The organism is Rhizobium sp. WCS2018Hpa-16 (assembly GCF_031843705.1).
Lineage (GTDB): Bacteria > Pseudomonadota > Alphaproteobacteria > Rhizobiales > Rhizobiaceae > Agrobacterium > Agrobacterium tumefaciens_C.
In genome coordinates this window covers 42,953-64,553 of sequence record NZ_JAVTIX010000006.1, presented here as the reverse complement: position 1 = coordinate 64,553, position 21,601 = coordinate 42,953, and the positions used below count along the sequence as shown (strand labels likewise).

Genomic DNA, 21,601 nt, shown 5'->3' with positions numbered 1-21,601 from the left:
AACCATTATACTTAACGCCACATTACGATGACCAGAACGGGCGGTCGACCTGCAAGAGAAGGCTGATCGCGTGTCCAGAGAGCAATAGCAACGAGCCAGCACCCATGATGGATGATCTGTTTTCAGCACTGGAGAACGAAAAGCCGTCTCGCGAGATGATGGCGGAGGGTGCGTGGCTGCTGCATCGGTCTGCTTCTAGCGTCGCGGGGCAATTGTTGCGGGATATCGAAAGCATTTCTGCGGCAGCACCCTTTCGGCACATGGTCACGCCTGGCGGTTTCTCCATGTCTGTCGCCATGACCAATTGTGGTGATTTCGGCTGGGTGACGGACCGCAGGGGGTATCGCTATCAGGCGACAGATCCTGAAAGCGCAAAGCCTTGGCCTTTGATGCCGCAGAGCTTTATGGCGCTTGCGCTGAGCGCGGCGAAAGAAGCCGGATATCCTGATTTCTTGCCCAATGCCTGCCTGATCAATCGCTATGAGCCGGGCGCGAAAATGTCTTTGCATCAGGATAAGGACGAGAAGGATTTCAGCAATCCCATTGTTTCCGTTTCCCTTGGCTTAGCCGCTACATTTCAGTTTGGTGGCCTCAACAGGGCGGATCCTGTGCGCAAATTCATTCTCAGCCATGGCGATGTGGTTGTCTGGGGTGGCCCGTCGCGCCTGTTCTTTCACGGCATCCTGCCTTTGAAGAAAGGGGTGCATGATGAAGCGGGCTCTGTGCGGTTTAATCTGACGTTTCGATACGCTGCAACGTAATGTGCTTTTTCGCGCTCGCCGTTAACCAGCTGTAGTGACTCAACTGTTAACTGTGTTTGGTAATAGTGCGGCGTGGGGCCGATGGATTTACCTGTCGTTTCCTAAATCCGCTTAGCGTTCAACTATAACGCAAGATCGGAAACGACGATGAATACTTTGCATAAGCCTAACATGGCATATACACTTGATAAGCAAGGCGAACTCAGCGCCAAGCTGACGGCTGCGCATGCAAAGATCGAAAAGCGCTTTCTCGATGGTGGCGCGGTGCTCGTCTCCGTGATGGAAATTCTGGGCAACCTTACAGGCATTCTCGACGGCATGACCGGCACGCTGAACGGCAGGTCCGTTGAGCATAATATCAAGGGTTTCCACAACACCATCAACGATCTTGCCCAATTGCCAAAGACCGAGGAAAACCGCCAGGCCGGGTTCCAGTCGCTGGCCGATATGTGTGCCTCAACGGGTGGCCATATCGATGATATCTCTGAAACCATCCGTTATCTCAAGACCTTTGCCATCACGGTGAAAATCACCGGTGCCGGTCTTTCCGAATTTGCCGGTTTTGCCGATGAAATCCGCGAGCGAATTCAATCCGGTGCCGATGAAGTGGGGCGCTTTGCCAAGAACCTTGGCGTCATGCGCATGCAATTGATCAAGGCGCTGTCGTTCTCTTCGGGGACGAAGGCCGATTTTGACGACACCATCCCGCAGATCATCAAGGGCCTCAACGAAAACTCCACCCGCATTGCCCAGCAGCAGCAGGAAATGGCCGATACCGCCGCGCAGGCCAAGAAAATCGCCCAAGCCATTCAGGGCAAGATCGGAACGGTTCTGTCTCTGTTGCAGATTGGCGATATCACGCGCCAGCGCATTGAGCATATCCAGAGCATGCTGGAAGCACTGGATGATTTTACCGCGTCGCCCGAAGGTAAGACGCTCGACCACAATGAAAATGTGATCCTGCGCGAAGCTGTGCTGCAAATGGCCAGCGCACAGATGGACGAAACGGCGTCCGATTTCCAGCGTGATTGCGCCAAGATCTTCACAAGCATTTCCAGCTTCGCCGATGATGCCGCACGCATTCTTTCCCTGCGCGATGAGCTGGTGGACAAGACCAAAAACAGCGACAGCAACGTGCTGGCACTGATGGAGCAGGGCATTACCGAAGCCTGCGATCTGGTGGCCCGCGTGCAGGAAAGCAGCGCTGAAGCCGACGAAGTGGTGGAATCGGTCACGAACAGCGCGCAGGAATTGTCGCGCGGCATCGAGATCCTGCGATCCATCAAGATCGACATTCATTACATGGCGTTGAACTCGAACCTTCGCTGCTCGAAGCTGGGCGACGCTGGCCGCTCCGTCAACGTGGTCAGCGGTGAAATGCGCGTGTTTGCGGGCAAGCTGGAAACGCCAGCCGACGCCATTGTTGACGAGTTGCATCGCGTTGAAACGACAACGAAGGAACTGGCTCAGCAGGGACGCGGGCTTTCCGGCGATCTGGCTGCCCCGTTGAACGAAGCATTGTCGACCATTCGCGAGGCGAAGACGCAGATGGAATCCGGCATCGATGCGCTGGCTGAAGAAGGCCAGGCGGTGTTTAGCCGCATCAGCTCGGCCGTTGTCAGCCTCGATTTCGAAAGCGAACTCGGTGACACCTTCAAGCAATGCTGCGAGATTGCAGCGCAGATGCCGCAGGGCTTCAACGCCGATGTGTCTGGCTTTGCCGACAAGATCAACCCGTTCACGAGCCGGGTGTTCAAGCTCTACACCATGTCTCAGGAGCGCGATATTCACCTGCGCTTCCTGCCAGCCAACGCTTCTTCGTCCAGTTCAGCGCCTGCTGCGGTAAGCCATTCAACGGCCGCTGCCGACGATGATGACCTCTTTGCCGATGCGCTGTTCTAGGCCGGAAAGACTGAATTAAGCGGGCGATTCCAGATCAAAGAAAATGCGGCCAAGGGCCGCATTTTTTATGCCTTGAGCAGGCCCGGTGCTTCTGCACCCGTGCGCTCCACATATTCCACATAGCCACCGCCATATTGGTGGATGCCCTCAGGTGTCAGTTCCAGCACGCGGTTGGAAAGGGCCGCCAGAAAGTGGCGATCATGCGAGACGAAGAGCATGGTGCCTTCATATTCGCTGAGGGCCTTGATCAGCATTTCCTTGGTATCGAGGTCCAAGTGGTTGGTCGGTTCGTCCAGCACCAGAAAATTCGGTGGATCAAACAGCATGGCGGCCATGACGAGGCGCGCTTTTTCACCGCCGGAAAGAACGCGGCACTTCTTCTCCACGTCATCACCGGAAAAACCGAAGCAGCCTGAGAGCGCGCGCAGGGGAGCCTGACCGGCCTTCGGGAAGCGCTGTTCCAGCCATTGCAGAATGGTGGCGTCACCATCCAGCAAATCCATGGAATGCTGGGCGAAATAGCCGAGCTTGACGCTGGCGCCGACATTGACGCTGCCCGTATCCGGTTCAGACGTTCCGGCAATCAGCTTGAGCAGGGTGGATTTGCCTGCACCATTGACGCCCATGATGCACCAGCGCTCCTTGCGGCGGATCATGAAATCAAAGCCTTCATAGATCGTCCGCTGGCCATAGGCCTTGTGGACCTGTTTCAGGGAAACGACATCTTCGCCGGAGCGCGGTGGGGCCTGAAAATCGAAAGCGACCGTCTGGCGGCGCTTGGGCGGTTCGACGCGGTCGATCTTTTCGAGTTTCTTGACGCGGCTCTGCACCTGCGAGGCGTGGGAGGCACGGGCCTTGAACCGCTCGATGAACTTGATTTCCTTGGCAAGCATGGCCTGCTGACGCTCGAATTGCGCCTGCTGCTGCTTTTCGTTCTGGGCGCGCTGCTGTTCGTAAAAGCCGTAATCACCAGTATAGCTGGTGAGCGAGCCCGCATCGATTTCGATGATCTTGTTGACGATGCGGTTCATGAACTCGCGGTCATGCGAGGTCATCAACAGCGCGCCGTCATAGGTCTTCAGGAAGTTTTCGAGCCAGATCAGGCTTTCAATGTCCAAATGGTTGCTCGGTTCGTCGAGCAGCATGACGTCTGGGCGCATGAGAAGAATACGGGCGAGCGCCACGCGCATCTTCCAGCCGCCGGAGAGTTTGCCGACATCGCCGTCCATCATTTCCTGGCTGAAGCTGAGGCCCGCCAGAACTTCGCGGGCGCGGCCTTCCAGTGAGTAGCCGTCAAGCTCCTCATAGCGCGCCTGCACTTCGCCATAGCGTTCGATGATCTCGTCCATCTGGTCGAGCTGATCAGGATCGACCATGCGGGCTTCGAGCGCGCGAAGCTCTGTCGCAACCGCGCTGACGGGGCCCGCACCTTCCATGGCTTCGGCGACCGCGCTGCGGCCTGCCATTTCGCCGACATCCTGATTGAAATAGCCGATGGTGACATGCTTGTCAGCGGCGACCTGACCCTCATCCGGCATTTCCTGGCCGGTAATCATGCGAAACAGCGTGGTCTTGCCCGCGCCGTTGGGGCCGACCAGCCCCACTTTTTCTCCGCGATTGAGCGCGGCCGATGCCTCGATGAAGAGAATACGATGGCTGGCGGATTTGCTGATATTTTCGATGCGGATCATTGGATATAGCCGATAATTTGGAGGTTTGGCGGTCCCTATGCCACGCCCGACCCGCACTGTCACCCGATGAATCGTCTTGGAATACTTGTCAAATAATTTGGAATGGATATTCCATATCGCGGGTGGGGACAAAAGTGAGGAGAAGGCCATGGGCGAGAACACGCCTCCGGCAACAGTGGAAGCCTTTCAGGAGCGATTGCTGGAACTATCGGACAGCTTGCCGAAACGGCTGCGCCAATGCGCCGACTATGTTGCCGCCCATGCCGACCGCATAGCGGTATCGACGGTGGCGGAACTGGCGGAAGGGGCGGGGGTTCAGCCTTCGGCCATCATGCGCTTCAGCCAGATCATGGGCTTTTCAGGCTTTTCCGAGATGCAGCGGCTGTTTCGCGAGCATTATACCGGTGGCTGGCCCGACTATACGACCCGTCTGAGCAATCTGCGCGATAATCATGAGGATAGCGGCTCGCTGCTTCTGGCCGAATTCGTGGAGGCAGGCCGCGCTTCGCTGGAAGGTGTGCTGAACACGGTCGATCCGCAGGAATTCGAAACCGCGATCCGGCTTCTCTCGGCGGCAAACATCATCCATATCATAGGGTTGCGGCGATCCTTCCCTGTTGCCAGCTATCTTGCCTATGCGTTTGAGAAAATGCGTGTCCCTGCCATGCTGCACGCCTCTGTGGGGCAGTTGCACAGCGATAGCGCCATTCGGTCAGGCGATGTGGTGCTGGCAATTACCTTTTCACCCTACTCGTCCGAGACCATGGAGCTGGTTTCATCCAGCCTCGCGCGGAACGTGCCCGTGGTGGCGCTGACCGATAGCAGCGTCAGCCCCATGCGGAAACTTGGCGCGACCATTCTCTCGGTTTCAGAGGTGGATTTCGGCGCATTCCGCTCGCTTTCGGCCACTTTATGCGTGGCAATTGCTCTGGCGGTTGGCGTGGGGACACACCGCAAGGATTGAATATTTATGTTGAAATCAGAAAAAATGGAATTTATAGTCCAAAAATAGCATGAAATGGAATGATATTGGAGTGTCATTCCAGCGACGTGACATCGCGAAGGAGGACGGTCGTGAAAAAGCTTGATCTGATTACGATCGGCCGCTCGTCGGTTGATCTTTATGGCGCCCAGGTGGGTGGCCGTCTGGAGGACATGTCCTCATTCAACAAATATATTGGCGGCTCCCCCACCAACATCGCGGCGGGCGCTGCGCGGCTGGGTTTGAAAACAGCCGTCATCACCCGCGTCGGCAACGAGCATATGGGCCGCTTCATTCGTGAGCAGCTGGTGCGCGAAGGCGTTGACGTGAGCGGCGTGGTGACGGATGCGGAGCGGCTGACGGCGCTTGTGCTGCTGGGCATTCGCGATCAATCCCAATTCCCGCTGATTTTCTACCGCGAGAACTGCGCCGACATGGCGCTGTGCGAAGATGATATCGACCCCAATTTTATTGCCAGCGCGGAATGCATCTGCGCCACCGGCACGCATCTGTCGCATCCGCGCACGGAAGCTGCGGTTTCGAAGGCGTTGCGGCTGGCGCGTGAAAACGGCGCGAAGACGGCGCTCGATATCGATTACCGGCCCAACCTCTGGGGTGTGGCGGGCCATGGAGATGGTGAAAGCCGTTTTGTGGAATCGGCCAAGGTCACGGCCAAACTGCAATCGACGCTGCATTTCTTCGACCTGATTGTCGGGACGGAAGAAGAGTTTCACATTGCCGGTGGTTCCACCGATACGCTGGAAGCGTTGAAAGCCGTGCGCAAGGTTTCCAAGGCGACGCTTGTGTGCAAGCGCGGCCCGATGGGCGCGTCTGTCTTTACCGGCGATATTCCTGCAAGCCTTGATGATGGCCAGTCCGGTCAGGGTTTTCCGATTGAGGTGTTTAATGTGCTGGGTGCGGGCGATGGCTTTATGGCCGGGCTGTTCCGGGGGTGGTTGCGTGGCGAGGATTGGCCGACAACGCTGAAATACGCCAATGCCTGCGGTGCTTTCGCGGTGTCTCGCCACGGCTGCACACCGGCCTATCCAAGCTGGGAAGAGCTGCAATATTTCTTCCGCACCGGCATTAAAAACAAGGCGCTGCGCAAGGATGCGGCGCTGGAGCAGGTGCATTGGGCCACCAACCGCAAGGGTGACTGGAACACCATGCGCGTCTTTGCCTTTGACCACCGCATGCAGCTGGAGGCGATGGCGGATGAGGCTGATGTCGATCACGCAAGGATTGGCGCATTCAAGCAGCTGTGTTTGAAAGCAGCCCTTGAAGTGGCCGGAGATAATGCGGGATACGGCATTCTGTGCGACAGCCGATTGGGGCGCGATGCGCTTTATGAGGCAAGCGGCACCAAGCTGTGGGTTGGCCGACCGGTGGAATGGCCGGGTTCGCGCCCGCTGACGCTGGAGCCGGAACTTGGCCTCGATTTTGGTGGCCTGAATGAATGGCCAGCCAACAATGTCGTCAAGGTTCTGTGCTTCTATCACCCTGATGATGCCGAGGAGCTGCGGAAAGAGCAGGAAGAGACGGTGGTGCGGCTGGCGCAGGCGGCGCGGCGCAACCGGCTGGAACTGCTTCTTGAAATCATCCCGTCCAAGGTTGGCAATGTCGATGACACGACGACGGCGCGGATCATCGAGCGTTTCTACGAAATCGGCGTTTATCCCGACTGGTGGAAGCTGGAACCGATGAAAAGCGGAGCCGCGTGGAGAGCCGCATCTGATGCCGTGGAGCGCAACGACCCTTACGTGCGGGGCATCGTGGTGCTAGGTCTGGATGCGCCGCAGGCGGAGCTGGAGGAGAGCTTCCGGCTGGCGGCAGGGTTTGATCTTGTGAAGGGCTTTGCGGTGGGGCGCACGATTTTTGCGGATGCGGCCCGCGCATGGCTTTCGGGCAAGATGAGCGATGAGGAGGCCGTTGCGCAGATGACGCAACGTTACAGCGCACTCTGCCAGAAATGGGATGAGGCGCGCGCCGCAAGCAACAAGGGAGGTGCAGCGTGACCACATACCGTTTGACAGCCGCGCAGGCGATGATGCGCTATCTGGCCGCGCAACTGAATGAGGATGGCGATACCTATATTGCCGGTGTCTGGGCCATTTTCGGCCATGGCAATGTGGCCGGTATCGGTGAGGCGCTCTATGGCATCCGCGATGAGCTGAAGACCTATCGCGGCCAGAACGAGCAGACCATGGCGCATTCCGCCATTGCTTACGCCAAGCAGCTTGGCCGTCGTCGTGCGATGGCGGTCACGTCTTCCATCGGCCCCGGCGCGACGAATATGGTGACGGCTGCGGCGCTTGCGCATGTCAACCGTCTGCCCGTGCTGCTCATTCCCGGCGATGTGTTCGCCAATCGCGGCCCCGACCCGGTGTTGCAGCAGATCGAGGATTTCGGCGATGGCACAATCTCGGCCAATGATTGCTTCAAGCCTGTCAGCCGATATTTCGACCGCATCACCCGCCCCGAACAACTTTTGACCGCGCTGCCGCGCGCCATGCGCACCATGACGGACCCGGCCGATTGCGGGCCTGTGACGCTGGCCTTTTGCCAGGATGTGCAGGCTGAGGCTTATGACTATCCGGCCAGCTTCTTTGAGAAAAAAGTCTGGCGCCAGCGCCGTCCTGAGCCTGACCATGCCGAGTTTGAAGAGGCGGTTGCGGCACTGAAGGCTGCCAAGAACCCAGTGATCATTGCGGGTGGTGGCGTGCATTTTTCCGGTGCGACGGAAACGCTCAAGGCCTTTGCTGAAAAGCATTCCATTCCCGTGATCGAGACGCAGGCGGGAAAATCTGCGCTGGCCTGGGACCATGCGCTCAATTTCGGCCCCGTGGGTGTGACAGGCGCAGACAGCGCCAACGCCATTGCCGAAAAAGCCGATCTTATTTTCGGTATCGGCACCCGCTTTCAGGACTTTACGACAGGTTCCTGGGCGCTGTTCAAGAATCCCGACCGTCAGCTTCTGGCGCTGAACGTGCAGGCCTATGACAGCGCCAAGCATGATGCAATCAGCCTGACGGCGGATGCGAAGGTGGGACTTGAAAAGCTTTCCAGCGCTTTGGGAAGCCACCGCTTCACAGCGCCTGATACGGCGCTGAAAGAGGCGTGGTTTGCAAAAGCCGATGCGGTGACGGCGGCTCCAAAAGAGGCCAACAGTCTGCCGACAGACATGCAGGTTATCGGCGCGGTTCAGCGTGCTTCGCGTGACAACACGGTTGTCATGTGTGCGGCGGGCACCATGCCGGGTGAGTTGCACCAGCTGTGGAAGGCCAAGCTGCCGCTCTCCTACCATATGGAATACGGCTTTTCCTGCATGGGCTACGAGATTGCCGGTGGCCTTGGCATTGCGATGGCGCAGCCTGAGCGTGATGTGATCGTAATGGTAGGCGACGGTTCCTACATGATGGCCAATTCCGAACTTGCCACAGCCGTTGCCATGGCCGTGAAAATCACCGTCGTGATTACCGATAACCGGGGATATGGCTGCATCAACCGGCTGCAGATGGGCACCGGTGGTGCGGAGTTCAACAATCTCTATGCACACACCAACCACACCAACCCCATCGCCATCGATTTTACCAAGCACGCCGCCAGCATGGGCGCGGATGCGCACAAGGTAACCTCGATTGCAGAGCTTGAAACAGCGCTTGAGGCCGCCCGCGCGGCCGCGGTGACAACCGTTATCGTCATCGACACGGACCCTTACCCGACCCCGGATGCGGGTGGATACTGGTGGGATGTGGCGGTGCCGGAGGTTTCTGAGCGCAAGAATGTTAACGATGCACGCACAGCTTACGAAGCGGCGTTGAAGGAAAGGCAGTCATCATGATTCTCTACGGCACAAACCCCATTGCCTGGAGCAATGACGATGACCGCACGCTCGGCGCCCATATCAGCCTGGAACAGTGCCTGGATGAGACATCGAAGATCGGTTTCGACGGCATCGAGAAGGGCCACAAGTTTCCGCAGGAACCGGATGCGCTCAAAGCGGTGCTTAAGCCCCGCAATCTGCGCTATGTTTCCGGCTGGCATTCGCTGAACCTTTTGACCAATTCCATAGAGGACGAGAAGGCGGCGATGCAGCCGGTGCTCGATCTCCTGAAGGCCATGGGTTGCAAGGTCATCATCGTTTGCGAAACATCCAATGCCATTCATGGTGACGATGCAAAGCCGGTGAATGACCGCCCGAAACTCGCCGATGCTGAATGGAAATCCTTTGGCGAAGGCGTTGAAGCGCTGGCAAAGTTTGCTGCCGATCAGGGCATTGCGCTGGTCTATCACCACCATATGGGCACCATCATCGAGAGCGAGGATGAGATCGACCGGCTGATGGAGCATACCGGCCCACATGCCAAGCTGCTGCTGGACACCGGCCATTGCCTGTTTGGCGGTGGAAACCCTGAGCGCCTTGCCAAAAAGCATATGGGCCGCGTGGGCCACATCCACGCGAAAAACGTGCGGCCAGAGATTGCAGCTCAGGTGCGCGACGAGAAGCTTTCGTTCCTTGAGGGCGTGCGCCGCGGCGTTTTCACCGTGCCGGGCGATGCCGAGGGCGGGGTGGATTTTCCGCCCGTTCTGAAAGTTGCCGCAGAGCATGGTTACAGTGGCTGGCTGGTGATCGAGGCCGAGCAGGATCCTGATGTTCGCAACCCCTTCGAATATCAAAGCCTCGGGCTGAAATCGCTTCGGGCATACGCCAGGGAAGCCGGGCTCGATAGAGCCTGAATGAGGAGATGAGTGATGGCAAATCTGCTGCGCAAGCCGACCGGCCAGTCCGGCAAGGTCCATGATATCACGCCTGAAAGCGCTGAGTGGGGCTATGTCGGTTTTGGTCTTTACCGGCTGAAGCCAGGCGTGACTGCGACGGAAGAAACAGGGGACAAGGAAGTCATTCTGGTTCTTGTCGAGGGCAAGGCGGACGTCTCGAGCGAGGAGCAGACATTCGGCGAACTCGGCGACCGCATGAATGTGTTCGAGCGCAAGCCGCCGCACTGCGTCTATATTCCGGCAGGTTCTTCCTGGTCGGTGACGGCGATGAGCGATTGCACCATCGGTGTGTGCACGGCACCGGCCAAGCCCGGTCGCAAGGCGCAGGTGATCGGTCCTGCCGGGATTTCGCTCAGCGAACGCGGCAAGGGTGCCAATACGCGCTATATCTTCCCGATTGCCATGGAAGACCGCGATGTGGCCGATAGCCTGCTAGTGACGGAGGTGTTTACGCCGTCAGGCCACTGGTCATCGTACCCGCCGCACCGCCATGACGAAGACAACTATCCCGACATGACCTATCTGGAAGAGACCTATTACCACCGTCTCAACCCGGCGCAAGGCTTCGGTTTCCAGCGGGTCTTTACCGAAGACGGAACGCTGGATGAGACTATGGCGGTGTCTGATGGAGACGTGGTGCTGGTGCCGAAGGGCCACCACCCCTGCGGTGCGCCCTATGGCTATGAGATGTATTATCTCAACGTGATGGCCGGACCGATGCGCAAATGGCGGTTCCAGAACCATCCCGATCACGACTGGATCTTCAAGCGCGATAACGGCTAGTCACAGTCATCCTCGGGCCCGCCATATGGCAAGGCCCGAGGTCTTGGGAGATTATGCTGGCTGCTTCGTCTTGCGCAGATAGGGCAGGACGGTGTCGAAAGAGCCGAAACGGGTGATCGCATCCTCGTTGGAAACGGCAGCCGTGATGATGACATCCTCGCCCTGCTTCCAGTTCGCCGGTGTGGCGACCTGATGTTTGGCGGTGAGCTGGATGGAATCGATGGTGCGCAGGATTTCATCGAAATTGCGGCCTGTCGTCATCGGGTAGGTGAGGATCAGCTTCACCTTCTTGTCGGGACCTATAACATAGACCGAGCGAACCGTGGCGTTATCGGCAGGGGTGCGTCCCTCGGAACTGTCACCGGCATCATCCGGCAACATGTCATAGAGCTTGGCGACCTTGAGATCCTTGTCGCCGATCAACGGGTAGGCGACTTCAAAACCGGTTGCGGTCTGAATATCCTGCTTCCACTTGGCATGACTTTCGACCGGATCGACAGAGATGCCGATGACCTTGACGTCACGCTTCCTGAACTCGCCATCCAGGCCCGCCATCGCGCCAAGTTCGGTGGTGCAGACGGGTGTGAAATTCTTCGGGTGCGAAAACAGAACCGCCCAGCTATCCCCGATCCATTCATGGAAATGGATGGCTCCTTGTGTTGTATCGGCAGTGAAGTCAGGGGCGGTCTGATTGATACGCAAGGTCATGGCATACTCCGGTGAAGGGTTATGCGATGATCTTCGCCTGTTGCAGGGCGAAAGTCGCCAAATATTCATCCAGAATATGGGCAATAGCGAGCAGATATATTCGCTGAAGCCTCTCAGGCGACAACCGTTTTCCGCCAAAGTCCTGTGGCAAGTTTGCCGCACCTGGAGGTTTAGTCGACCATACCGCACAAAACCGGCTTGGCGTTTTCTTTCTGGTTGCATAGTATGGACGCATCAACGTGAACGAGGGAGGTATAGATGTCATATTTTTCAACCTCCCCGGTGGCTAGCGCCGCGCAGAGCTGACGCTCTCTCTTTTTCCGACAAAAGATCGACACGTACCAACCGGTAGGCCGGTCATTTCTCACATTCGTCAGAATTTTTCGCGAGCCAATGCGCGCGAATTTCCCTTTCAAATCTCTCTCGGGACCGGTTTCGACCGGTGATGATCATCATGTCTTTTGGATTGAAATTGCGCCGCAGTGAGGCGTTTCGCAGCGTTTTTCGCTTCTGTTGGGGCCATTGGCGACAGCAACCGGGCCGCGTTGCCTTCATGCTGTGTGCCGTTCTGTTTTCAACGCTGGCTGATGTCTTGACGCCCATGTTTGCTGGGCGTCTGGTGGATGCCGTTGTCTCAGGTTCGGCAAGCGATGCCGGTGCGTGGAACAGCGCGCTCTCGGCCTTCGGCTGGCTGATGGGGCTTGCCGTTTTAGCCGTGATCCTGCGTCACGCAACGTTTCTCACCATCATCAAATTCACGTTGCGATCCATGACGGATATCGCGGCGGGCTCGTTTCACCGCATCCAGCGGTTTTCGTCCGATTGGCATGCCAACAGCTTTGCGGGCTCCACCGTGCGCAAGGTGACGCGCGGCATGTGGGCGCTGGATGTGTTGAACGACACGGTGTTCGTGGCGCTGTTTCCATCCATCGTCATGCTTGTCGGTACAACCGCGCTGATGACATGGTACTGGCCGATGATGGGCCTCTTGGTGGGTCTCGGCTCGTTGCTCTTCGTCATCATCACCATGTCCATGTCGCTCGGTTTCGTCGCGCCCATGGCAAGCCTTGCCAATAGCTGGGACACGCGTCTGGGCGGTTCGCTGGCCGATGCGGTGACCTGCAATGGCGTGGTGAAAGCCTTTGGTGCGGAAGAGCGTGAAGATGCACGGCTGACCCGCGTCATGGGCAAATGGGAGGACCGGACACGGCGGACCTGGGTGCGCGGCACCATTAACGGCACGCTTCAGGCCGGTTTGCTCAGCATCATGCGCGCTGCCGTCATCGGTCTGGCCTTGATGCTGTGGGCAAGCGGCAATGCCAATGCGGGCGATATCACCTTCGTCCTCACGTCTTTTTTCATATTGCAAGGATATTTGCGCGAAATCGGCATGCATATCCGCAATCTGCAACGGTCGGTAAACGACATGGAAGAGCTGGTCTCCATCCATTCGCAGCCGCTGGGCATCGATGATGTGCCGGACGCAAAGGCGTTGCGGATCAACGAGGGGAAAATCGAGTTCGAGCGGGTGAGCTTCCATTATGGCAAGCATCTGGCACCGCTCTACAAGGATTTTTCCGTCACCATCAAGCCGGGCGAGCGGGTGGGGCTTGTCGGCCATTCCGGCTCTGGCAAGACCACATTCATCAAGCTCATCCAGCGGCTTCATGATGTGAGTGATGGAACGATCCGCATTGACGGGCAGGATATTTCGCAGGTGTCGCAGACATCGCTGCGTCAGCAGATTGCCATCGTGCAGCAGGAACCGATCCTGTTTCACCGGTCGCTGGCGGAAAACATTGCCTATGCAAAGCCGAACGCGACGCAGCGGGAGATTGAAAACGCTGCCAGACTGGCCAGCGCCCATGGCTTCATCAGCGCCTTGCCCAAGGGTTATGGCACGCTGGTGGGTGAGCGGGGCGTGAAGCTTTCCGGCGGCGAGCGCCAGCGCATTGCTATTGCGCGGGCATTTCTGGCCGATGCGCCTGTTCTCATTCTGGATGAGGCGACATCAAGTCTGGATTCGGAATCGGAAATGCTGATCCAGACCGCGATGGAACGGTTGATGCAGGGGCGCACGACGCTTGTGGTCGCGCACCGCCTGTCCACGGTTCGGTCGCTGGACCGGTTGCTGGTGTTCAGCCACGGCACGATTGCGGAAGAGGGTACGCATGCCAGCCTCATCCAGAAAAAGGGCGGCATCTATCGCGGTCTGTTCGAGCGTCAGGCGCTGGAACTGACCAAGGGACTTGTGATGGATGTTGCTGAGTAAGCTTTGGTCCACGGCATTCAGATTGGAATGCCGTGGACTTGGAAGAATTACCGCCAGCCGAGTGCGGGCGCGACATGTTTCAGAATGGAATCGAGGACATGCACATTGTAATCGACGCCCAGCTGATTGGGGATCGTGAGGAGCAGCGTGCCGGCCTCGGCAATGGCCTCATCCTGCGCCAGTTGCTTGATGAGTTGCTCCGGCTCTGCCGCATAAGAGCGCCCGAAAACGGCACGTGTTTGCGCATCCAGATAGCCGATGCTGTCGCCATCCTTGCCGCTTCCACCGAAATAGGACCGGTCACGGTCATCCATCAGCGCGAAGATGCTGCGGCTGACGGACACACGAGGGGTGCGGGTATGGCCCGCTTCTTTCCATGCCTCACGATAAGCGCGGATCTGCGCTGCCTGCTGAATGTGGAACGGCTCGCCGGTCTCGTCGTTCTTCAGCGTCGAGCTTTGCAGGTTCATACCGAGTTTGGCCGCCCAGACGGCTGTTGCGTTGGAACCGGCACCCCACCAGATGCGCTCGCGCAGACCTTCGGAATGGGGTTCGAGACGCAGCAGGCCGGGCGGGTTGGCAAACATGGGCCGTGGATTGGGTTCGGCAAAGCCTTCGCCTTTCAGAACTTCCAGAAAGACTTCCGCACTGTTGCGGCCCATATCGGCATCATCTGAGCCTTCCTTCGGCTGATAGCCGAAATAGCGCCAGCCTTCGATCACCTGTTCGGGAGACCCACGGCTGAGGCCAAGTTGCAGGCGACCATCGGAAATGAGGTCGGCAGCGCCAGCATCCTCCGCCATGTAGAGCGGATTCTCATAGCGCATGTCGATGACGCCGGTGCCGATTTCGATTTTGCTGGTGCGTGCGCCGACCGCTGCCAGAAGCGGGAAGGGCGAGGCAAGCTGGCGGGCGAAATGGTGCACCCGGTAATAAGCGCCATCGATCCCGATCTCTTCTGCGGCAACGGCCAGATCGATGGACTGGTGCAGCACGTCCTTGGCGGTGCGCGCCTGGGAATAGGCTCCGGGTCCCCAGTGACCGAATGACAGAAAGCCAATCTTCTTCATGTTATTTCACCTGATCTGCATATGTTTCGTTGCCAAACATATAGTGCGCCGATCAGCGATTGTATCGCCATGATTGTGAACAGTCTGTTCAGGCCTTGGCGCGAAGGGTCCCCGCACCATCATGTGCGGGGCCTTCAACCTGCACACCAACGATGGCGCTGGCGAGCTGACGGAAGGTGACATGGCCGACAATTTCGCCTGAAGCATCGATGACCGTAGCGGTTTCCTCGCCACTGCGCGCCAGCAAGCCCATCGTGTCTTCGATGCTGGTGCCGACAAGCACCTTGCGGTGGGCGGCAACAAAGCCCGGCGGGGGTTGAGACATGACAGCCTCGACATTGATGACGCGACCGCGGTTCACCTCCTTGACGAAATTGGCGATGTAATCGTCTGCCGGGCGCAGGACGATATCCTGACTGTTGCCCTGCTGGATGACCTCGCCGTCACGCAATATGGCGATCTGGTCTCCCAGACGAAGCGCCTCATCCAGATCATGGGTGATGAAGACGATGGTCTTCTTGATTTCTTTCTGGATATCCAAAAGCACGGTCTGCATGTCGGTGCGGATGAGCGGGTCAAGGGCGGAATAGGCCTCGTCCATCAACAGCACGGGTGCATCGTTGGAAAGGGCGCGCGCCAGCCCCACACGCTGCTGCATGCCGCCGGAAAGCTGGTTGGGAAAGCGGGTTTCAAAGCCTTTCAGGCCCACCCGCTCCAGCCAGCGCATGGCGATATCGACGCTCTTTGCCCGCTCCATGCCCTGCACTTCAAGGCCGTAAAGCGTGTTATCCAGCACGTTGCGATGGGGCAGAAGCGCAAATTTCTGGAAGACCATGGCCGTCTGGTGGCGGCGAAAGGCCCGCAATTCGGTCGCATTCATCTTCACCACATCGACACCATCCACCAGCACCTCGCCCGCTGTCGGATCAATCAACCGGTTGATGTGGCGGATGAGGGTGGACTTGCCGGAGCCTGACAGACCCATGATGACCTGAATGCAGCCGGAGGGAATATCTAGGTTGATATCCCGCAAGCCCAGAACATGGCCGTGCTTTTCGTTGAGCTCGGTTTTTGTCAACCCATTGCGAACGGCGTCGATATGGGTCTGCGGTGAAACGCCGAAAATCTTGTAGAGATTTCTGATCGTGATGCCGCCAAAAGACGTTTCAGCCATGGGAAATCTCCTGATGTTTCTGGAGCCTTTTGCCATAGGCCTGGCTGATGCGATCAAAGATGATGGCGATGCCGACGATGGCGAGGCCATTGAAGATGCCCAGCGTGAAATACTGGTTGGCGATGGCTTTCAGCACCGGTTGGCCAAGCCCCTGAACGCCGATCATGGAGGCGATGACGACCATGGCGAGCGCCATCATGATGGTCTGGTTGATGCCAGCCATGATGGTGGGAAGGGCGAGCGGCAGCTGCACCTTGAACAGCTTTTGCCAGCCGGAAGAGCCGAAGGCATCGGCGGCCTCCAGCACATCGCGGTCCACAAGGCGGATGCCGAGATTGGTGAGCCGGATCATTGGCGGAATGGCGTAGATGACGACAGCAATCAGCCCCGGGACGCGGCCAATGCCGAGCAGCATGACGACCGGGATGAGATAGACGAAGCTTGGCATGGTCTGCATCACATCCAGTATGGGATTGACCACGCGCTGGAAGCGATTGGAATGGGACATGGCAATGCCGATGGGCAGGCCGATGGCGATGGACAGAACGGTGCAGACGAAGATCATCGAGATGGTCCGCATCGTATCCATCCACATATCGAAATAACCGATGGCCAGAAGCGTGAAGAGACAGCCCACGACGATTTTGAGGCTGCGACTGCCAGCCCATGCGATGCCTAAAATGATGAGGATGATGACCGGCCACGGCGTTTGCGTCATGAAACGCTCGGCCCAGATCAGGAATTGTTGCAGCGGTGAAAAGAAGCCCTCGATGCTGCCGCCCCAGGCGCGGGTGAACTCGCGAAACCCGTCATCGATCATCTTTTTCAGATTTCGAAGCGTTTCGTCATCCATATGCGGAAACTTGTAAAACCAGTCCATGCCTTTCCCCTGTGATCGCGGTGACATGCGACGGGGTTTGCCCGCCGCATGTCCATTTGCGTGGCTGCCGGAATGTTCAGGCAGCAGGGAAAGCCATCAGAGAGAGGCCTTAATCTTTTCGGCTGCGGCTGGAGACACCCATTTCGTCCAGATATCGGGGCTTTCCTTGAGGAAATGCTTGGCGCTGTCTTCGCCCGTGGCCTGGTTGTCGGTCATCCATGCCATCAGCTTGTTGACGGTGGCGTTGCTCCACTGGCGCTTGTTGAGGTAATCCATGATTTCAGGCCCGGCCTTTTCGGAAAAAGGCTTGGCAACCAGTGTCACGACCTTGTCCACCGGCCATGCGTTTGGCTTGGGGTCCGGGCAATCGGCGACCGTGTTGCAGCGTTTCCATTCGGCGGCATCAGCGGCAACGCCGGGCTCAAGCTTGACCATTTCGTACTTGCCGAGAAGGGCGGTTGGCGACCAGTAATAGCCGACCCATGGCTGCTTGCGCTCATAAGCCTTGGCAATGGAGCCATCCAGACCGGCGGAAGAGCCGCTATCGACGAGGGTAAAGCCAGCTTTTTCAGCTCCGTATGCCTTGAAGAGTTGACCCGTGACGACGGTGCCGCCCCAGCCCTGCGGGCCGTTGACGATGGCGCCCTTATCCGGATTTTCCGCATTCGGGAACAGCTTCGGGTTCTTCATGAGATCGCCGATGGTCTTGATTTCGGGATGGGCGTCGGCGACGTATTTGGGTATCCACCAGCCCTGAATGCCGCCATCCGGCAGGGCTGTTGCGGCCACCACGAGCTTGCCTTCATCCACGCCGCGCTTGACGACCTCAGGCAGCGTATCCGCCCAGGCTTCAGGCGCGATATCCGGCTGGCCCTTTTCGACCATCGAGGTGATGGTTGGCACGGTATCACCAATGGTGATCTCGGCGCTGCAACCATAGCCTTCATTGAGAATGATCTTGTCGATGGCGGAGAGCACTTCGGCGCTCTGCCAGTTCATGCTGGCGATGGTTGGGCTTCCGCAATTGGCAGCATTGGCTGCCGCCGCGCCTCCCAGCAAACCAAACACCAGACAGGTTGATGCAAGCAATGACTTCATATCCGTTCCCTTTATTCGCGACGCTTATAAAGAGGCAAGCCTGCCGCTTGGGGTTGCCCCTGTCTTTGTCTTTGCAAAGTTGAGCGGATGATGGCGCGAAGCCCGGTGCGAACCTGCGCAAAATGCGACGGGGAGTTACCCAAGCACGACAGTGCGGGGCATTTTAAACTTTAGGTAACTTTTTGAGCATTTGGCGATCGCGACAACAGGATCACGCACTCTTTGCTGACGGATGTCAAAAAAAGCTGGATAGTTGATTTTCCCATGCCAATAATGGGAGTTGTCCGGAAAGGGCAGGATGGCGTTGAGGGATGTCGTCCGCAAGAGAACTCGTTTGGGGGAAACACCTTGGCTCGAATTACGCTTCGTCAATTGCTCGATCATGCGGCAGAACACGGTTATGGCGTGCCTGCTTTCAACATCAACAATATGGAGCAGGCGCTGGCCATTATGGATGCAGCGGATGCGACCAACTCTCCCGTCATCATGCAGGCATCACGCGGCGCGCGTGCCTATGCAAACGACATCATGCTCAAGCACATGATGGATGCCGTTGTGGAAATCTACCCGCACATTCCCGTCTGCGTGCATCTGGACCATGGCAATGAGCCAGCCAGCTGCATGACCGCCATGCAGGCCGGTTTCACATCCGTGATGATGGACGGTTCCCTGAAGGCCGATGGCAAGACGCCTGGAGACTGGGACTACAATGTGGGCGTGACCCGCGAGGTGACGACGACGGCCCATTACGGCGGCATTTCTGTTGAAGGTGAGCTGGGTGTTCTGGGATCGCTGGAAACCGGCATGGGCGAAGCCGAAGACGGCCACGGTGCCGAAGGCGTGCTTTCGCATGACCAGTTGCTGACCGACCCCGACGAAGCCGTAAAGTTCGTGCGCGAAACCAAGGTGGATGCGCTGGCCGTTGCCATGGGCACCAGCCACGGCGCCTACAAGTTTACTCGCCGCCCGGATGGTTCCGTGCTGGCGATGAATGTGATCGAGGCGATCCACCACAAGTTGCCCAACACGCATCTCGTGATGCACGGCTCATCGACCGTGCCGCAGGATTTGCAGGATATCATCAATGCCTATGGCGGCGCCATCAAGCCGACCTGGGGCGTTCCCATCGAGGAAATCCAGCGCGGCATCAAGAACGGCGTGCGCAAGATCAACATCGACACGGACTGCCGCATGGCCATTACGGGCCAGATCCGCAAGGTACTGGCGGAAGACCCAGCCGAGTTCGATCTGCGAAAATATCTCAAGCCCGCCCGCGATGCGATGACCAAGCTGTGCAAAGAGCGGTTTGAACTGTTCTGGACCGCAGGTCAGGCGTCGAAGATCACGCCGCTGCCGCTGCGGGAAATGGCGAAGCGTTATGCGTCCGGTTCGCTGGATCCTGTGATTTCGTAAACGGGCTTACACCACTCGGTCGTCATCCTCGGGCTTGACCCGAGGATCTGCCACGGTTCGTCTTTCGCGACGCCAGTGGGCTCTTGAAGGTGATATGAAGACAAAAAAGGCCGGAGGCGATGAATTCGCCTTCGGCTTTTGCGTTTCTGAAAGCCCACGTCGAAGTCGCTTGGGCGGCAGTAGACCCTCGGGACAAGCCCGAGGGTGACGGAGGTGGGATGGTTGGTTGGCTGGTCGGATGGTGGGGCTGGTGGAGTTGGTCGCAAAAAAACCGGGGGCAGTAAGCCGCCCCCGGCGTCATTGACTTCAGCAGACTTACTTCTGCCAGCTCTTGACCAGTTCGTCGTAGTTGACGGTCATCGGCTTTTCTTTTTCGTTGGCGACCTTCAGCTGGGGTGCGAGGTTGCCCTTAGAAACGGCGTCCTTGTTCCAGTATTCGAGGTCGTGTTCTTCAGCGAGTTTCGGTCCAAATTCGCCCTGAACGCCTGCACGTTCCAGACGCTGCAAGACCTTTTCCTGTTCGGCGCAAAGTGAGTCCATTGCCGCCTGAGCAGTCTTTGCTCCGGAGGATGCATCACCCACTGCCTGCCACCATAGCTGTGCAAGCTTTGGATAATCAGGAACGTTGGTGCCGGTTGGCGACCACTGAACGCGGGCTGGCGAGCGATAGAACTCGATCAGGCCGCCGAGATCCTTGGCGCGCTTGGTGAAGCTTTCGTGGTTGATCGAGGATTCGCGGATGAGTGTCAGGCCGACATGGCTTTTCTTCAGATCCACGGTCTTCGAGGTTACGAACTGCGCGTAGAGCCATGCGGCCTTGGCACGATCGTCAGGGGTGGATTTCATCAATGTCCAGGAACCCACGTCCTGATAGCCGAGCTTCATGCCGTCTTTCCAGTAGACGCCATGCGGGGAGGGGGCCATGCGCCACTTCGGCGTGCCATCCTCATTAACGACGGGCAGGCCCTTCTTGACCGCATCCGCCGTAAAGGCCGTATACCAGAAGATCTGCTGGGCCACTTCGCCCTGCGCCGGAACCGGGCCGGATTCGGAGAAGTTCATGCCCTGCGCTGCTGGAGGCGCGTAAGCCTTCAACCAGTCGAGATATTTCTGGATAGCATAGACCGAGGCAGGTCCGTTGGTATCACCACCGCGCGCAACGCAGGAACCGACCGGCTGGGATTTCTCGTTGACCTTGATGCCCCATTCATCGACCGGCAGGCCGTTTGGCAGGCCCTTGTCGCCGTTGCCAGCCATCGAAAGCCAGGCATCGGTAAAGCGCCATCCGAGCGACGGGTCTTTCTTGCCATAGTCCATATGGCCGTAGACCTTCTTGCCGTTGATTTCACGACCGGTAAAGAATTCGGCGATGTCTTCATAGGCAGACCAGTTGACGGGAACGCCGAGGTCATAGCCATATTTGGCCTTGAAATCCGCCTTGTTCTTTTCGTCGTTGAACCAATCATACCGGAACCAGTAAAGGTTGGCGAACTGCTGGTCAGGCAACTGGTAGAGCTTTCCATCCGGCGCGGTGGTGAACTTCGTGCCGATGAAATCCTTCAGGTCGAGGCCAGGATTGGTGACGGCCTTGCCTTCATTCGCCATCCAGTCCGTCAGGTTGCGGGCCTGCTGGTAGCGCCAGTGGGTGCCGATCAAGTCGCTGTCGTTGACGAAAGCGTCATAGATGTTTTCGCCAGACTGCATCTGCGTCTGGAGCTTTTCCACCACGTCACCTTCACCGATGAGGTCGTGGGTCAACTTGATGCCGGTGATTTCCGAGAAGGCCTTGGCCAGCACCTTGGATTCATATTCATGCGTGGTCAGCGTTTCGGAAACGACCTTGATATCCATGCCGGCAAAAGGCTTTGCCGCATCGATGAACCATTGCATTTCCTTTTCCTGTTCAGCCCGGCTCAGGCTGGAGAGATCGCCGACTTCCTTGTCCAGGAAGGTCTTGGCCTCGTTCATCCCGGCGTTGGCCACGCCGGTCAGTGCCAGCAGCGCGGCTGCCGTGGTTGCTAATAGATGCGCTCGCATAATCATCCTCCCAATGTTTACGATTGCTTGCAGTCCCATATCCGGGCGGTC

At 57.9% G+C, this 21,601-nt stretch carries 16 protein-coding genes; 9 read left to right on the top strand and 7 right to left on the bottom strand.

Features of this window, described 5'->3' with window-relative positions; genetic code table 11:
* The first annotated feature begins 107 nt into the window (after window positions 1-107).
* Both alkB and RQI55_RS17245 read left to right on the top strand, forming a co-directional pair.
* On the top strand, window positions 108-761 hold the full coding sequence (gene alkB / locus RQI55_RS17250; protein ID WP_311273100.1) for a DNA oxidative demethylase AlkB: 654 nt from the start codon (window positions 108-110) through the stop codon (window positions 759-761).
* Window positions 762-932: 171 nt separating this feature from the next.
* A complete protein-coding gene (locus RQI55_RS17245) occupies window positions 933-2,663 on the top strand; it encodes a chemotaxis protein (protein WP_311272998.1) in 1,731 nt (576 codons plus the stop codon).
* Between the two features lie 65 nt (window positions 2,664-2,728).
* On the opposite strand, the gene RQI55_RS17240 is transcribed toward RQI55_RS17245, so the two are convergent.
* Window positions 2,729-4,354: an ABC-F family ATP-binding cassette domain-containing protein gene (locus tag RQI55_RS17240; protein ID WP_311272996.1), complete on the bottom strand. Its 1,626-nt coding sequence runs from the start codon at window positions 4,352-4,354 to the stop codon at window positions 2,729-2,731.
* A gap of 148 nt (window positions 4,355-4,502) precedes the next feature.
* Between RQI55_RS17240 and RQI55_RS17235 the strand changes: the two genes are divergently transcribed.
* Genes RQI55_RS17235 through iolB form a run of 5 tightly spaced genes read left to right on the top strand, consistent with a single transcriptional unit; the run spans window position 4,503 to window position 10,898 of the window.
* Complete coding sequence (locus RQI55_RS17235) at window positions 4,503-5,318, top strand: MurR/RpiR family transcriptional regulator (protein WP_311272995.1); 816 nt, start codon at window positions 4,503-4,505, stop codon at window positions 5,316-5,318.
* 59 nt (window positions 5,319-5,377) lie between these two features.
* Window positions 5,378-7,351 (top strand): bifunctional 5-dehydro-2-deoxygluconokinase/5-dehydro-2-deoxyphosphogluconate aldolase, encoded by a 1,974-nt coding sequence (iolC, locus tag RQI55_RS17230; RefSeq protein ID WP_311272994.1) that lies wholly within the window; start codon window positions 5,378-5,380, stop codon window positions 7,349-7,351.
* Window positions 7,348-9,177 carry a 3D-(3,5/4)-trihydroxycyclohexane-1,2-dione acylhydrolase (decyclizing) gene (gene iolD / locus RQI55_RS17225; protein ID WP_311272993.1) on the top strand — a complete coding sequence of 610 codons (1,830 nt, stop codon included), beginning with the start codon at window positions 7,348-7,350 and terminating at the stop codon, window positions 9,175-9,177. Before iolC ends, iolD begins: the two co-directional genes overlap by 4 nt.
* Complete coding sequence (gene iolE, locus RQI55_RS17220) at window positions 9,174-10,073, top strand: myo-inosose-2 dehydratase (RefSeq protein WP_311272992.1); 900 nt, start codon at window positions 9,174-9,176, stop codon at window positions 10,071-10,073. Before iolD ends, iolE begins: the two co-directional genes overlap by 4 nt.
* Window positions 10,074-10,088: 15 nt before the next feature.
* Window positions 10,089-10,898, top strand: coding sequence for a 5-deoxy-glucuronate isomerase (gene iolB, locus RQI55_RS17215; RefSeq protein WP_311272991.1), 810 nt, complete (start codon window positions 10,089-10,091; stop codon window positions 10,896-10,898).
* A 51-nt stretch (window positions 10,899-10,949) separates the two neighbouring features.
* Here the strand turns inward: iolB and RQI55_RS17210 are convergent, their stop codons facing one another.
* Window positions 10,950-11,606 carry a peroxiredoxin gene (locus RQI55_RS17210; RefSeq protein ID WP_311272990.1) on the bottom strand — a complete coding sequence of 219 codons (657 nt, stop codon included), beginning with the start codon at window positions 11,604-11,606 and terminating at the stop codon, window positions 10,950-10,952.
* Window positions 11,607-12,060: 454 nt separating this feature from the next.
* Here RQI55_RS17210 and RQI55_RS17205 point away from each other — a divergent pair, with 454 nt between their 5' ends.
* Window positions 12,061-13,878: an ABC transporter ATP-binding protein gene (locus RQI55_RS17205; RefSeq protein ID WP_311272989.1), complete on the top strand. Its 1,818-nt coding sequence runs from the start codon at window positions 12,061-12,063 to the stop codon at window positions 13,876-13,878.
* A 47-nt stretch (window positions 13,879-13,925) separates the two neighbouring features.
* Here the strand turns inward: RQI55_RS17205 and RQI55_RS17200 are convergent, their stop codons facing one another.
* The 4 genes from RQI55_RS17200 to RQI55_RS17185 all read right to left on the bottom strand — a co-directional run bounded on the left by RQI55_RS17200 (window position 13,926) and on the right by RQI55_RS17185 (window position 18,100).
* Entirely contained in the window at window positions 13,926-14,948 is a 1,023-nt protein-coding gene (locus tag RQI55_RS17200) for an LLM class flavin-dependent oxidoreductase (protein WP_311272988.1), read from the bottom strand.
* An 88-nt stretch (window positions 14,949-15,036) separates the two neighbouring features.
* The gene (locus tag RQI55_RS17195) at window positions 15,037-16,122 is read right to left on the bottom strand and encodes a glycine betaine/L-proline ABC transporter ATP-binding protein (RefSeq protein ID WP_311272987.1); all 1,086 of its coding nucleotides are present in this window, start codon (window positions 16,120-16,122) and stop codon (window positions 15,037-15,039) included.
* The gene (locus RQI55_RS17190) at window positions 16,115-17,002 is read right to left on the bottom strand and encodes a proline/glycine betaine ABC transporter permease (RefSeq protein ID WP_243257844.1); all 888 of its coding nucleotides are present in this window, start codon (window positions 17,000-17,002) and stop codon (window positions 16,115-16,117) included. The genes RQI55_RS17195 and RQI55_RS17190 overlap by 8 nt, the downstream gene beginning before the upstream one ends.
* Before the next feature lie 96 nt (window positions 17,003-17,098).
* Window positions 17,099-18,100 carry an ABC transporter substrate-binding protein gene (locus RQI55_RS17185; RefSeq protein ID WP_042616917.1) on the bottom strand — a complete coding sequence of 334 codons (1,002 nt, stop codon included), beginning with the start codon at window positions 18,098-18,100 and terminating at the stop codon, window positions 17,099-17,101.
* 348 nt (window positions 18,101-18,448) lie between these two features.
* On the opposite strand from RQI55_RS17185, the gene fba reads away from it, so the two are divergent.
* Entirely contained in the window at window positions 18,449-19,513 is a 1,065-nt protein-coding gene (gene fba, locus RQI55_RS17180; protein ID WP_042616918.1) for a class II fructose-bisphosphate aldolase, read from the top strand.
* Between the two features lie 315 nt (window positions 19,514-19,828).
* Here the strand turns inward: fba and RQI55_RS17175 are convergent, their stop codons facing one another.
* Window positions 19,829-21,550 carry an ABC transporter substrate-binding protein gene (locus RQI55_RS17175; RefSeq protein WP_192066233.1) on the bottom strand — a complete coding sequence of 574 codons (1,722 nt, stop codon included), beginning with the start codon at window positions 21,548-21,550 and terminating at the stop codon, window positions 19,829-19,831.
* Window positions 21,551-21,601: the final 51 nt, after the last annotated feature.